General features: G+C 72.8%; 13 protein-coding genes. 10 read left to right on the top strand and 3 right to left on the bottom strand.

Features of this window, described 5'->3' with window-relative positions; translation table 11 throughout:
• The 6 genes from J1M40_RS05925 to J1M40_RS05895 form a co-directional block, all read left to right on the top strand.
• Positions 1-902: ABC transporter ATP-binding protein (locus tag J1M40_RS05925; protein ID WP_241252127.1), on the top strand; the 902-nt coding region annotated here is incomplete at its 5' end.
• 624 nt (positions 903-1,526) lie between these two features.
• A complete protein-coding gene (locus J1M40_RS05920) occupies positions 1,527-2,132 on the top strand; it encodes a hypothetical protein (protein WP_230594463.1) in 606 nt (201 codons plus the stop codon).
• On the top strand, positions 2,129-3,184 hold the full coding sequence (locus J1M40_RS05915; protein WP_206450575.1) for a hypothetical protein: 1,056 nt from the start codon (positions 2,129-2,131) through the stop codon (positions 3,182-3,184). The genes J1M40_RS05920 and J1M40_RS05915 overlap by 4 nt, the downstream gene beginning before the upstream one ends.
• Positions 3,181-3,825 carry an ABC transporter ATP-binding protein gene (locus tag J1M40_RS05910; protein ID WP_010079956.1) on the top strand — a complete coding sequence of 215 codons (645 nt, stop codon included), beginning with the start codon at positions 3,181-3,183 and terminating at the stop codon, positions 3,823-3,825. The genes J1M40_RS05915 and J1M40_RS05910 overlap by 4 nt, the downstream gene beginning before the upstream one ends.
• Before the next feature lie 16 nt (positions 3,826-3,841).
• Positions 3,842-5,695 carry a hypothetical protein gene (locus J1M40_RS12690; RefSeq protein WP_241252126.1) on the top strand — a complete coding sequence of 618 codons (1,854 nt, stop codon included), beginning with the start codon at positions 3,842-3,844 and terminating at the stop codon, positions 5,693-5,695.
• Positions 5,696-5,754: 59 nt separating this feature from the next.
• On the top strand, positions 5,755-7,266 hold the full coding sequence (locus J1M40_RS05895) for a SulP family inorganic anion transporter (RefSeq protein WP_206450574.1): 1,512 nt from the start codon (positions 5,755-5,757) through the stop codon (positions 7,264-7,266).
• 10 nt (positions 7,267-7,276) lie between these two features.
• Here J1M40_RS05895 and J1M40_RS05890 read toward each other — a convergent pair whose 3' ends face one another.
• Complete coding sequence (locus J1M40_RS05890) at positions 7,277-7,690, bottom strand: VOC family protein (RefSeq protein WP_020621736.1); 414 nt, start codon at positions 7,688-7,690, stop codon at positions 7,277-7,279.
• 143 nt (positions 7,691-7,833) lie between these two features.
• On the opposite strand from J1M40_RS05890, the gene J1M40_RS05885 reads away from it, so the two are divergent.
• Together J1M40_RS05885 and J1M40_RS05880 are read left to right on the top strand one after the other, a co-directional pair.
• Entirely contained in the window at positions 7,834-8,787 is a 954-nt protein-coding gene (locus J1M40_RS05885; RefSeq protein ID WP_036317511.1) for a CPBP family intramembrane glutamic endopeptidase, read from the top strand.
• 1 nt (position 8,788) lies between these two features.
• On the top strand, positions 8,789-10,201 hold the full coding sequence (locus tag J1M40_RS05880; RefSeq protein WP_206450573.1) for an MATE family efflux transporter: 1,413 nt from the start codon (positions 8,789-8,791) through the stop codon (positions 10,199-10,201).
• Between the two features lie 47 nt (positions 10,202-10,248).
• Here the strand turns inward: J1M40_RS05880 and J1M40_RS05875 are convergent, their stop codons facing one another.
• Positions 10,249-11,256: an IS481 family transposase gene (locus J1M40_RS05875; protein ID WP_206450572.1), complete on the bottom strand. Its 1,008-nt coding sequence runs from the start codon at positions 11,254-11,256 to the stop codon at positions 10,249-10,251.
• Positions 11,257-11,383: 127 nt separating this feature from the next.
• Here J1M40_RS05875 and J1M40_RS05870 point away from each other — a divergent pair, with 127 nt between their 5' ends.
• Positions 11,384-11,965: a hypothetical protein gene (locus J1M40_RS05870; protein ID WP_010079963.1), complete on the top strand. Its 582-nt coding sequence runs from the start codon at positions 11,384-11,386 to the stop codon at positions 11,963-11,965.
• 190 nt (positions 11,966-12,155) lie between these two features.
• Positions 12,156-12,557 (top strand): hypothetical protein, encoded by a 402-nt coding sequence (locus J1M40_RS05865; protein ID WP_049144854.1) that lies wholly within the window; start codon positions 12,156-12,158, stop codon positions 12,555-12,557.
• Positions 12,558-12,567: 10 nt separating this feature from the next.
• Here J1M40_RS05865 and J1M40_RS05860 read toward each other — a convergent pair.
• On the bottom strand, positions 12,568-13,527 hold a 960-nt coding region (locus J1M40_RS05860), incomplete at its 5' end, for an L-lactate dehydrogenase (RefSeq protein WP_241252125.1).

Genomic DNA, 13,527 nt, shown 5'->3' with positions numbered 1-13,527 from the left:
GCACCCCCGCCCGCACCCCCGACGGCACTTTCGTTTGGGAAACGGCGCCCTCCGAGAGCGCTTTCGTTCGGGAAACGGCGCCCTCCGCCATCCCCGGGCCCGACGGCGTCGCCCACCTCCCGCGCCCGCTGCGCGGTCGCGTGGAGTTCGAGCATGTGCGCTTCTCCTACACGCCGGAGAAGCCGCTCATCACGGACCTGAACTTCGTGGCGGAGCCGGGGCAGACGGTCGCGATCGTCGGGCCGACCGGTGCCGGCAAGACCACCCTGGTCAACCTGATCATGCGGTTCTACGAGGTGGACGGCGGGCGGATCCTGCTGGACGGCGTGGACACCCGCACGGTCAGCCGCGGCGAGCTGCGCGCCGCCACCGGCATGGTGCTCCAGGACGCCGTGCTCTTCGGCGGGACCATCCGGGAGAACATCCGCTACGGCCGACTCGACGCCACGGACGAGGAGGTCGTCGCGGCGGCGAAGGCCACCTACGTGGACCGTTTCGTGCACACCCTGCCCGACGGCTACGACACCGTGATCGAGCAGGACGCCGCCAACGTGTCCGCGGGCGAGCGGCAGCTCATCACCATCGCCCGTGCGTTCCTGGCCCAGCCCTCGCTCCTGATCCTGGACGAGGCCACCTCCTCCGTGGACACCCGCACCGAGGTGCTGGTCCAGGGCGCGATGGCGGCGCTGCGCTCGGACCGCACGAGCTTCGTGATCGCCCACCGCCTCTCCACCATCCGGGACGCGGACGTCATCCTCGTGATGGAGGACGGCGACATCGTGGAGCAGGGCAGCCACGCCGAGCTGCTCGCGGCCAAGGGCGCCTACCACCGGCTCTACATGAGCCAGTTCAAGGGCGGGGAGGACGACGACGGCGCGGCCTCACGAGACGACGCCCGGTGATGGCTGCAGCAAGCGCAAAGGGAATCGGGACGGCCTGAGGAGGCCAGGAAGAATCCCTTGCCGTGGGAGGCCTTAGCGCCTAGTGTGTGACGCGGCTCATATTTGAGCTTGAATCCTGAGGAGGATCGTCACGGGTATGAAGCAGCGGGTTACAAAGGTCGGGGCCGGTATCGCCGTCGCGGGATTGTTGGCCGTTTCTGGGGCAGTGCCGGCACAGGCATTGACGGACTCCGGGCGACAGGACTGCAGTGCCGGAGGTGGATATGTCGGCGTCCGTGGCGAGCAGCAGCGGTACGGGGATTACCTCACGGTGTCGGTTGGGGGAGTGTCGAGTACCAAAGCCAACTACTACGTGAGGTACTGGGAGCCTGGTCTCCGAGGCACCCAGACCTGGAAGGCCGATTCGGTCTCATTGCTTCTTTCGGGTAGCAATGGCTACTGCTACTACCCCTACTGATATTTTCTCTGCGAGCGCTGGGGTGTCTTGTGCCTGAGGGGCGAATGACAAGCGGTTTCGCTGGTGCCATGGTCGGACTCGTCGGGGCCCTCTTGTTGGCGGGGTGTGCTTCCGGCGCGGACGCAGGAGCGTCGGCGCACGCGGAGACAGGCAGTACCCCCTCAAAGGTGTGGGATGCCGCCACATGGAAACCGACCGAGGTCATCGAACCCGTTCTGGCGACGGAGCCGGAGAAGGAAGCGGCCTACCGAGAACAGATGGACCGCCTGGCAGAGAGCGGGGGAACTCCCGAGATCCTTCAGGTCCAGCGGAAGGACTGGTCCACGACTCCCCTGGAATCAGATCAGAAGGTCGCCTCGTGCATGAGGGCAGACGGATTCCCCGTCGAGGTCTCGCCGACGGGCGGTCTCCGATACTCCACGCCGCCGGCTGCGCAGGCTCGCGCCTGGGCGCTGGCGATGAACACCTGCATCGCCCAGCACCCAGTCGACCCGAGCTATACCCAGGATTGGAGCGAACCGCAGCTTCGCCTTGTCTATGACTACTGGGACCAGTACCTCATCCCCTGTCTCGAAGCGCAGGGGTTCACTGTGGACACCAGCACACGGCCGTCCAAGGAGTCCTTCGTGACGGCCTTCTTCACACCAGGCCGCCATGACTGGTGGCCCTTGCAGGCGACCATGAGAGGCGTGCCCGAGGAGCGCCAGACGCAGGTCGTCCAGACCTGCCCGGAGCTGCCCCCGCAGGACGTCTTCTGGGGCACCTCCGGATGACCCGGCCGCTCCGCTGGGCCACGCTGGCCGGGGTGCTCCTGATCGTGGCCGTCCTGGCCTTCTGGGCCGGCCGGGCCACGCTCACCCCTCCGGCCCAGGCCGAGCAGCGTCCGTCCGAGGACGCTCTCGTCACCGTCGCCGAGCAGGAGCTCGGCCGCGTCATCACCCTCGGCGTCTCCGTGACGCGCGAGCAGGCGCCCGCCGCCGTGAACGCGCTGTCCGGCGTCGTCACCCGGGCCGGGGAGTCCGGTGAGGTGGCCGCCGGGGACGTGCTGTACGCCGTCGCGCAGCAGCCCGTGATCACCGTGCAGGGCGAGCTGCCCCAGTGGCGGGCGCTCGGCGAGGGCGCCACCGGCAGCGATGTCGCCGCGTTCCAGCGCATGCTCGCCGCCACGGGGGCGAAGGTGGAGGTCACCGGCACCTGGGACGAGGCCACCGCTGTCGCCTGGAACGGCTGGCTCACCGAGCGCGACTACCCGGCCGCGGACACCGTGGAGCTGGGCCAGCTCGTGGTGCTGGAATCACTCCCCGCCGCGCTCAGCGTGGACGCGAAGGCCACGGCCGTCGGCGGCGCGCTCGCGGGAGGCGAGACCATCGTCGCCCGCCCCGGCGACGAGCCCACGTTCGCCATCGAGGTCAACCAGGACCAGGCCGCCATAATCCCGGCCGGCACCGCGGTGACCGTGCCCCACGGCGAGCACGAGTGGGAAGCCGTGGCCGGCGAGTCCACCGCGGACGACCAAGGGCTGATCCGCATCCCCCTGACCGCCCCCGACGGCGGCGCGGTGTGCGGCGCGGACTGCGACTCCCTGCCCGCCGAGGCCTCCACCTCCCTGCCCTCGAAGGTCAACGTGGTCCCGCCCGTCACCGGGCCCGTGGTCCCCGTGTCCGCGCTGCGCACCCAGCCTGACGGCGCCGCGAGGGTCACCGTGGTTCGCGACGGCGTCCAGGAGGAGCGCACCGTCACCGTCCGCGGCTCCGCGGACGGACTGGCCGTGGTGGACGGCGTGGACGCCGGGGAGACCGTGCGCGTGCTGAACGGCGCCCCGTGAACGCGGAGCTCTCCGTGGCGGACCTGCGCTTCGCGTACACGCGCGGCGCGGAGGAGCTGTTCGACGGCCTGACCCACCGCTTCACCCCTGGCGCCGTCACCGCGCTCACCGGCCCGTCCGGGCGCGGCAAGTCCACGCTGCTGTACGTGCTGGGGCTTATGCTCACGCCCTCGGCGGGCGTGGTGCGCCTGGGCGACGTCGACGCCTCCGCCCTCCCGGACCGGCGCCGGGCGCGGCTGCGGGCCACGTCCGTGGGGTTCGTGTTCCAGGACGCCGAGCTGGACCCGTCCCGGCCCATCCTGGACTCGGTGGTGGAGCCCGGCCTCTACGCCGGCCTGTCCCGTCGCGAGCTCGAAGGCCGGGCCAGGATCCTGCTGGAGCGGTTCGGCCTCGGGCACCGGGCCGAGCACCGGCCGGGCCAGGTCTCAGGCGGGCAGGCCCAGCGCGTGGCGGTCTGCCGGGCACTCGTGAACACCCCTGCGGTGGTGCTGGCCGACGAGCCCACGGGCAACCTCGACCCGGACAACGCCTCCCTCGTGCTCGACGCGCTGGCCGAGGCCGCGGGGGAGGGGCGCACCGTGGTGGTGGCCACGCACGACCCGGCCGTCGTCGCCCGTGCGGACGAGGTGGTGCGACTGTGAACCCGGAGGCCCGCCCGTGAACCTGAGGACCCTGCTGCGCGAGGCCCTCACCGCCGCCCGCACCGCGCCCGTGCCCTCCGCCCTCGTGCTGTTGGTGGTGGCCGCCATGTGCTTCGCGGCCGTCGCCACGGTGGGCCGTCAGGCGGCCACGGAGGCCGCCGTCGCCGCGGAGCTCTCCGGGCCCGCGGCGCGCGTGCTCACCGTGACGGACTCGGGTGGCACCGGCTTCCTCACCGGCGCCACCGTCGCCACCCTCGCCGGTCTCGACTCCGCCGAGGCCGCCCTGGCCCGCGACATGCCCGTGGACACGGTGAACGCCGCGATCGGTGCGGGCGGGACTCGCGTGGCGGTGACCCACGTGGTGGGCACCGTCGACCGCGGCGTCGAGCTCACGCGCGGCCGCCTGCCGGGCCCCGGGGAGGTGGTGGTGCCCGAGGCGAAGCTGGCCGAGCTGGGCCTGGCCCAGCCCTCCGGAGTGCTCGAGTCCGGAGACGGACGCCAGTGGGCCGTGGTGGGCGCGTTCGAGGCGCTCACCCCGTTCGAGGACCTCGCGGACTACGCGATTGCCGTGCCCGCCGCGCCGGCCTCCCTCGTGGTCCAGCAGGTCCGTGTCCTGGCCCCGGACACCGCCGGCACCCGCGCCATGCAGGACTCGGCCCTGGCCGTGATCGACCCCGACCCTCGCTCCTCGCAGGTGCAGACCGCGCGGGCGCTGGCCGCCGGGAACGCGACGATCACCGGGGAGCTGGCCGGACTCGGCCGGTCCCTGCTGCTGCTCATCCTCGGGGCGGGCGCCTTCTTCGTGGCGATCGTGGTGCTCGCCGACGTGCTCATCCGTCGCCGCGACCTCGGCCGCCGCCGCACCCTGGGCATCGGCCGCGCGGACCTCGTGCTGCTCGTGGCGGTCCGCACCGCCGCGCCGGCGGTGCTCGGGGCGGTGGTGGGCGCGGGGACGGGCTACGCCGGCCCGTTGCCTGCGGGGGTGGGTGCCGGCGCGGGTGCTCCCTGGCGATGCCGCCCGAGTCGCCTCTCGGGGTTCCGTGGGCAGGGCAACCGGTTCCGTGGGCGGGTCAGCCGGTTCAGTGGGCAGAAGAGTGACTCCTTCCGCCCACGGAACCTGAATCGCCGCCGGTTCTGCCCACGGAACCCTGCCCACGAAGCCCTGCCCACGGGACGCGGGGATTCTGGAACACTGGGACGCACGCCTCATGCGGCCGGACCGCGGCGGGCGGGGAGGAGGGCCATGACGCGCACCAGCACGTACGGGTTCCGGGAGGGGACGCTGGACACCGTCCGGCGCAGCATGCGGACCGTCGCGGTGCATCGCGACGACGGCGAGCTCGTCGGCCGGGTGGTCCGTGGGGAGCTGGCGGGCTGCGAACGCACCGGCACGTTCCGCTGGGAGTCGATCGGCGGTGCCGCCACCACGGTGGGGATCCGCCGGGCCACGTGGCGCAGCGCGGTGGGCCGCCTGCTGCGCCCGACCTATGCCGTGACGCATCGACCGGACGTCACGGCACCGGCCGAGGGGGAGCCACCGGCGCCCGTGCATGACGAGCTCAAGGAGATCTGGGGCGAGAACGTGCTCTACTTCGCCGTCGACGGGACGGTCCAGGGGCGTCGCGTGGTGGCCCGCGCGGACTGGGACGGCTCCGTGGAGGTGCGGGCACAGGGGGAGGACGGCGGCCGGCCACGGCGGGTCGCCCGGTTCCACTCGGGTGGGATGTTCTCCCTGACCCGCGTCGAGGTGGATCACGAGGCCGCCGGCACCACACGGGACGGTGCGCTGTTCGGCGTGCTCATGCTGCTGCCGTTCGTGGCGCGCCTCCATCGGGAGGAGTCCTCGCTGATCGAGGAGCTGCTCGGCTGAGTGCACGCTCCGCGTCGTCCGCGCCTGCCGCGTCCGGGGCCGCCGCTACCCTCGGGAGCATGCCCGCCTTACCCGCCGCGCCCCCGCCTGCCCTCACGCCGCTCCAGCGGCAGTCCGTCCTGCGCACCCTGCGCAGCCCTCGGCTGCTGGGCACGGAGGTGCTGGCCGCCGTCGTGGTGGCGCTCGCCCTGATCCCGGAGGCCATCGCGTTCTCGATCATCGCGGGCGTGGACCCGCGCGTCGGGCTGTTCGCGTCCTTCACCATGGCGGTGACCACGGCGATCGTGGGCGGCCGGCCCGCCATGATCTCCGCGGCCACGGGGGCGGTGGCGCTGGTCGTCGCGCCGCTGTCCCACGCGTACGGGGTGGGGCACCTCCTGGCCGCGATCATACTCGGCGGCGTCATCCAGATCCTGCTCGGCGTGCTCGGCGTGGCCCGGCTCATGCGGTTCGTCCCGCGCTCGGTGATGGTGGGGTTCGTCAACGCGTTGGCCATCCTCGTGTTCACCTCGCAGCTGCCCGAGCTGATCGGCGTCCCGTGGCTCGTGTACCCGCTCACGGCGCTCGCCCTGGTGATCGTGGTGCTGCTGCCGCGGCTCACCACGGCGGTGCCGGCGACCCTGGTGGCCGTGGTCGTGGTCACCTCCCTGGTGATGGCCGCCGGTCTGACCGTGCCGCGCGTGGGGGACCGTGGCGCGCTGCCGGACGCGTTGCCCGCGCTCGGCCTGCCGGACGTCCCGCTGACGTGGGAGACCCTCCGGTTGATCCTGCCGTTCAGCGTCGGCATCGCGTTCGTGGGGTTGCTCGAGTCCCTGCTCACCGCGAAGCTCGTGGACGACATCACCGACACCCGCTCGGACAAGACGCGCGAGTCCTGGGGGCAGGGTGTCGCGAACGTGGTCTCGGGGTTGTTCGGCGGCATGGGCGGCTGCGCCGTGGTGGGGCAGACCATGATGAACGTCAAGGCGAACGGCGCCCGCACCCGGACCTCCACGTTCCTCGCGGGCGTGTTCCTGCTGGTGCTCGTGGTGGCCTTCGGCGGCTTCGTGGCGCAGATCCCCATGGCCGCGCTCGTGGGCGTGATGATGTTCGTGGCCGCCGCCACCTTCGATTGGCATTCGGTGCGCCCCGCCACCCTGCGCGCGATGCCGCGCTCGGAGACCGCCGTCATGGTCGTGACCGTGGCGGCCACGGTGCTCACTCACAACCTCGCGATCGGCGTGGGTGTGGGCGTGCTCGCTGCGCTGGTGCTCTTCGCTCAGCGCGTCTCGCGTCTGGTCACGGTGGTCCGCGAGGTCCACGACGACGGCGACGCCGTCACGTATCGCGTGCACGGCGCCCTGTTCTTCGCGTCCTCGAACGACCTCTACTCGCAGTTCGAGTACGCCCTCGACCCGCCGCGCGTCGTGATCGACATGAGTGCCGCGCACGTGTGGGACGCCTCCACTGTGGCCGCGCTCGACTCGGTGCTGACCAAGTACGCCCGGCACGGGATCCACGCCGAGGTGACGGGGCTGAACGAGGCCTCCGCGGCGATGCACGCGCGCCTCACCGGGCGACTCGGCGCCTGAGCCGGCGGGCTCAGGCGGTGACGAACTCCCACTGGTGCCCGTCCGGGTCGACGATCTCGCGGGAGTGCATGCCGGAGTCGGCCATCTCCTCGCGCAGGTCCTCGGGCAGGGGCACCTCGGCGGCGCCGAGCTCGATCGCCCGGTCCGCCAGGGCGTCCACCGCCGCGGCGTCGCCGACGGTCAGCGCCATGAGGGCGGAGTTGGTGGTGAGGCAGTCGGCGATCTCACGGTTGCCGATGAAGTCGGTGTAGTAGCCGGGGCTGAGGTACATCGCGTACGTCGACTCGGTGAGCTCGATGCACACCGAGTGCTCGTCCGAGTAGTCGTCCATCGCGGTGGCGCCCAGGGTCGTCCAGAACTCACGGATCCGCTCGGTGTCCGTCGTCGGGAGGTTGATGAACACCGGCTGGGAGAACAAGGCCATGGGGAGCACCGTAGACGAGGCGTTCGGACCGCCGCCACCGCGCGCGTGTCGCGGGCGCGCGGGCGTGGCGTGGGCCACGGAGCCGCTCCCGACGACGGCGCCCGCGGCCTGGCGCGTCCGCCCCCGTTGGTAGCGTGGCCGCCATGAGCGTTCCTCCCTCTGGCCCGCCGGCCGGTCCGCCCGCCGGCTGGCCGCCGTCGGGCCGGCCGTCCGCCCGCCGCGCCGCCGTCGCCCCGAGCCTGCACGGGCACCCCGGCGCCCCCGGTGGCGTCCCCGCCGGCTGGCCCGGCCGCCGGCCCGCGGCCCGCCCCGCGCCGGACTGGACCCCGGGTCGGTTCCACTGGGGCGACGCCGTCGTGGTGCTCGTGTACGTGGCGCTCATGGTGCTCGGGCTGGGGCTGTGGCTGGCGGTGTCGCTCGGCCTGGTCCCCGGTGACCTCGAGGCGTTCGACCTGGTCCGCGACGGGTTCACGGTGAACATCGTCAGCTACGCGATCCTCGTGGTGCTCGTGCTGGCCGTGGCCTGGCGCCCGCTCGTGACGTCGCTGCGGGTGTTCCGCACGGGGACGTGGTGGAAGCTGTTGCTGCTGCCCGCCACGTGGCTGGCGTGCATCGTCGTGAACGTGATCGTGCTGAGCCTCATCGGGGAGGCGCAGACCAGCGCCAACCAGGCCGCGCTCGAGGAGATGACCACGCAGGCCCCGCCCGTGCTCATGATCCTCATGACCGTGGTGGCCGCCCCGCTCGTGGAGGAGTACCTGTTCCGCCACCTGCTGATCGGCAAGCTCTCCCGCTGGATCAACGTGTGGGTGTGCGCCGTGGTCTCCGTGCTCGCGTTCACACTCCTGCACTTCCTCGGCACCGGCGGCGACTTCCGGCTCGTGGAGACCGTCCCGTACCTGACCCTCGCGGTGGCGATCACGGTGTCCTACATCCTGATGGGCCGCTCGTTCGGGTACGCGGTGCTGCTGCACATGGTGAACAACGGCATCGCCATCGCGATGCTCTACCTCGTGGCCCCCCTGCTGCCGGACACGCTGCCCGGCCCCACTGCCCCGACCACGGCGCTGGCCCCGCTGCTGGCCCTGCTGGGCTGAGATGGCAGGACCCTCCGGCTCGACGGCGGCGCCCGCCCCGCAGGACGCGCGCGCCCTCACGCGGCGCATCCTCGCGCTCGCGGTCCCCGCGTTCGGCGCGCTCATCGCGGAGCCGCTGTTCCTGCTGGCCGACACCGCGATCATCGGGCACCTGGGCACGGCCCAGCTGGCCGGCGTCGGGATCGGCACCACCATCCTGCACACGCTCACCGGCCTCATGATCTTCCTGGCCTACGCCACCACCCCGGCGGTGGCCCGGCTGATCGGGGCGGGGAACCCGGCCGCCGCGATGGACCGCGGCCGCGACGGCATCTGGCTGGGCCTGCTGCTCGGCGCGGTGCTGGCCGTCCTCGGCTGGCTCGCGGCCCCCGCGCTGACGGCGGCCCTCGGCGCGACGGGCGAGGTGCAGGCCCACGCCGTCGCCTACCTGCGCTGCTCCATGCCGGGGCTGCCGGCCCTGCTGGCCGTGCTCGCGGCCACCGGGGTGCTCCGCGGCCTCCAGGACACCGTGACGCCGCTCGTGGTGGCGGGTGTGGGCTTCGGCGCGAACATCGGGCTGAACGTGGCCCTGGTGTACGGGCTGGGCTGGGGCGTGGCCGGCTCGGCCGTCGGCACGTCCGTGGTGCAGTGGGCGATGCTCGTGACGTACCTGTTCGTGCTGGCCCCGCGCTTCCGCCGCTCGGGCACGGTGTGGGCGCCCCGTGCGTCGGGCATGCGCGCCACGGCCCAGGTGGGCTCGTGGCTGCTGCTGCGCACCGCGAGCCTGCGGGCGGCCATCCTCATCACCGTCATGGCCGCTGCCGGAGCGGGCGACCTCACCCTCGCCGCGCACCAGCTCGTCTTCACGCTGTTCTCCACGCTGGCGTTCGCCCTCGACGCCCTCGCGATCGCCGCGCAGGCCCTGATCGGCGCCGAGCTCGGGGCCGCCCGGCCGGACGCCGCCCGTCGCCTCACCCGGACGATGGTGCGCTGGGGGCTGGGCTTCGGCGTCGTGACCGGGGCCGTGCTGGCCCTGGCGGCACCGGTGCTGCCGGGGCTGTTCACCACGGACCCGACCGTGCAGGCCGCCGCCACCGTGGGCCTGTGGGTGCTGGCCGCCGGGCAGCCGGTGGCCGGGTACGTGTTCGTGCTGGACGGCGTGCTGATCGGCGCCGGCGACGCCCGCTACCTCGCCCTCGCCGGCCTCGTGAACCTCGTGGTCTACGCGCCGGCGCTCTGGGTGCTCGCGCAGCTCGCCACGGGCGGATTCGGCTGGACCGCGGCCTGGCCCGGACCGAACGCCGCCGTGCCCGACGCCGGCGTGCAGCTGGGCCTGCTCTGGCTCGGCTTCGCAGGGGTCTACATGGGGATGCGGGCGCTCACCCTCGGCTGGCGGGCCCGGCGCGACGACTGGATGCGGCTCGGCGTCGGGTGAGCGCGTCCGGGCGGTGACGCGCGGGCCGGGCCGCGGCCGCACTGCTCCTAGATGTAGGAGGGCATGACGTTGTTGACTCGGGCCGGTGCCAACGAGGTCGGAGGAGCGTCTCCGCAGGAGGTATGAGGCCGATGGTAGTTGTAGTGGTTCACCCACACCGCCAGGGCCTCACGCCGAGCCTGCTCTGAGGTGTAGGGGCGGGCGTAGATGACCTCATCGACCATCAGCCGGTTGTACCGCTCGACCTTCCCGTTATGGCGCGGGGTGTAGGGGCGGATCCGGTGGTGCCGGCCCCCGAGCGAGACCACCTTCGCGGTGAAGTCCGCAGCCCGATAGTTGTTCCCGTTGTCCGTGATCACCCGGTCCACGGTGATGCCGTGGGCGGCGAAGAACGCCCGCGCCCGGCAGTAGAAGCTCACGGTCGTGGCCGCCCGCTCGTCCTCCAACGCTTCGGTGTAGGCCAGCCGGGTGTACCCGTCGATCGCCGAGTGCAGGTAGGTGTAGCCGACCCGCCGGCCGGCACCACGCTTGGAAGCACGGCCTGCTTCACTTTCACGTCCGTGGGTGCGCCAGCCGCCCCCGTCTGGGATCTTCCCGATCTTCTTCACATCCAGGTGCACCATGTGCCCCGGCCCTCTCGCGGTGATCTTCTGGGGTCGTTGGCGCAGGTCTTCTCCGGCCGGGGTCAGGTCCCGTAGGCGGGAGATCCCGAGTCGGTGCAGCCACCGTCCCACGGTACGAAGACACACCCGGTGGCCCTCGGAGACGAGGTAGTGATGGATGCGCCGTGCGGACCACTTGCGCTCCCGCCGCAGGGCGTGGATCTGGGCGACCAAGACCGGATCGAGCTGGGCAGGTGAACGGTGCGGCCGGCTGGGCAGGTCCTGAAGGCCGGCTTCTCCCTGGGCGCGGTAGCGGGCGACCCAGGTGGCCACCGTGGGCCGGCTCACCCGGAACTCGGCGGCCACGTGTGCCTGCGGGATCCCGTCGTGCAGGTGGCGGTGGACCATCCTGAGACGGCCAGTGGGGGTCAGGGGTGCGTTAGCGTGAGTCATGAGTGGGTCTCTTCTGGCAGGTGGGTTGTTGAGGAACTTCCATCCTGCGGGGCGGGGCCCACTCGTCTCATCTCAGCCCGGTACCCATGTCAAGAACCTCATGACCCACAACACCTAGACTGGGGCGGTGGCTACCGTGCAGACCCCCCTCGAGATCTCGTCCGTGGTGTTCAAGCCGATCCTGATCCGCGCCGTGGTGGCGCTGGCGTTCGGTCTGACCACCGTGTTCGTCGCCGAGCCGGGCCTGACGTGGATGAAGGTCATGTTCGCGCTGTACCTGGCGTTCTCCGGTTCGGCGATGTGGGAGTACCTGCGCCGCGACCCGGTGCCCGTGGCCATGCGCTCCCCGCTGTCCCTGGCGGCGGCCGCGTGGATGCTCGGCGTGATCGTGCTGCTGTTCCTGGGGTCCCCGGCGGCGGTGGGCGTGGCGGCCGGCGCCGCCCTCGTGCTCGGCGGCGTCGCCGAGCTCGTGGCGTGGGCCCGCCACCGCCGCGAGTTCATCCCCGCGCGGGACCAGCTGTGGACCGGACTCGTGGGCCTGCTCTCCGGGGGCGGCGTGGTCGTGGCCGCCCTGCAGGGCTTCGGCCCGCACGCCCTGCTCGGCATCGCCGGCGGCGGGGCGATCCTGATCGGCGTGCTCCTGATGGTCTCCGGGCTCGGCTTCCACCACGAGGTGCGCCGGGACCGGGGCACGGCCAGGGGCCTCTGAACCGGGCCGACGTCGTCGTCCTGATCCGCGGGGCGGACGTTCGCCGGGGGAGGACCTCGGGGCCCCGAGGGGCCACCCGTCGGCCGGACGCGTAGACTGGCTCCGGTCCGCCGCGCCCCGAGGGCCTCAGCCCCGGGCGCCTGCGCGGGCCGTGTCGCCCCAGCCGCCCCCAGCCGTCAGGAGTCCCGCCGTGAGCGCACCGTCCCCCCGCCCGTCCGCCGATCGCGCCGGATCCGGCCGCCCGGCACGCGGCGGTCTGCGCACCACGGTCAAGGGCCCGCTCGTCTTCTCCGCCGTGCTCGGCCTGATCGGCGGGGTGATCGCCGGCATCACCGCCTCCGGCGGCACCCAGAATCCACTGCGCGTCGACATCGCGCTGATCGCCTTCGGCGTCTTCTTCATGACCTCGCTCGTGGTGGTGGCCATGCTGCAGCTCGCCGCGCGCGAGAACCCGGACCACCTCTCCCAGGGCTCCGGTGTGAACCGCTCCTCCGAGGAGATGTTCCGCAAGGCCGCCGCCGACCGCCGCGCCCAGGCCGCCGCCGAGCGCCGCGAGCAGGGCGGCACCGGAGGCGACGCCCCCCGCGCCTGAGCCCGGCGCCTCAGAACCCGAGGCTGCGTGCCTCCCGCCGCAGCGCGTCCGCCGAGGCGTGCAGCGCCCGCATCTCCGCGTCGTCCAGCTCGGGCTGGATCACGCGGGTGACGCCGTCGCGCCCCACCACGGACGGCATGGACAGGGCGACGTCCGAGAGCCCGTGGACGCCGTCGAGCACGGTGGAGACCGGCAGAATGGCGTGCTGGTCGCGCAGGATCGCCTCGAGCAGGCGGGTCGTGGCCACGCCGACCGCGTACGTGGTGGCGCCCTTGCCCTGGATCACCTCGTACGCGGCGTGCACCACGGTGTCCGCCACCTCGTCCAGGTCGGCGCGGGTGAACAGCGGGTCGACCGGCGTCGGCCACTCCAGGATGGGCGTCGGGCCGATGCGCGCCGAGCTCCACGCGGGGAACTCCGTGTCCCCGTGCTCGCCGAGGATGGCCGCGTGCACCGACGACGGGTGGACCTGCGCCCGCGACGCCAGCAGCCACCGCAGGCGGGACGTGTCCAGGAGGGTGCCCGAGCCGATCACCCGGCCGGCAGGCAGACCGGTGAGGCGCTGGGCCACCAGCGTGAGGACGTCCACGGGATTGGTGACGAGCACGATCAGCGCCTCCGGCGCGTGCGCCTGCACCTGGGGCAGCAGGCCGCGCAGGATCTCCACGTTGTGCGCGCCGAGGTCGAGGCGGGTCTGCCCCGGCTTCTGCTTGGCGCCGGCCGTGATCACCACGACCTCGCAGCCGGCCAGGACGTCCGGGTCCGCGCCGCCGGTCATCGCCGACGCGGAGGTGAACGGGGTGCCGTGGGCCAGGTCGAGGACCTCGGCGCGGACCTTGGGCTCGTCGATGTCGTACAGGGCGACCTCGCGGGCGACGCCGCGGATCAGCGCCGCATAGCAGATCGCCGTGCCGACGCCGCCGGCCCCCACGACGCCGACCTTGCGGTGGGCGGGTCCGAGGGACGCGGG

Origin of the sequence: Micrococcus sp. KRD026 (assembly GCF_017168445.1) — a bacterium.
GTDB lineage: Bacteria > Actinomycetota > Actinomycetes > Actinomycetales > Micrococcaceae > Micrococcus > Micrococcus luteus.
Note: the sequence above shows the minus strand (reverse complement) of the source record. Positions and strands in the feature narration are given on the sequence as shown.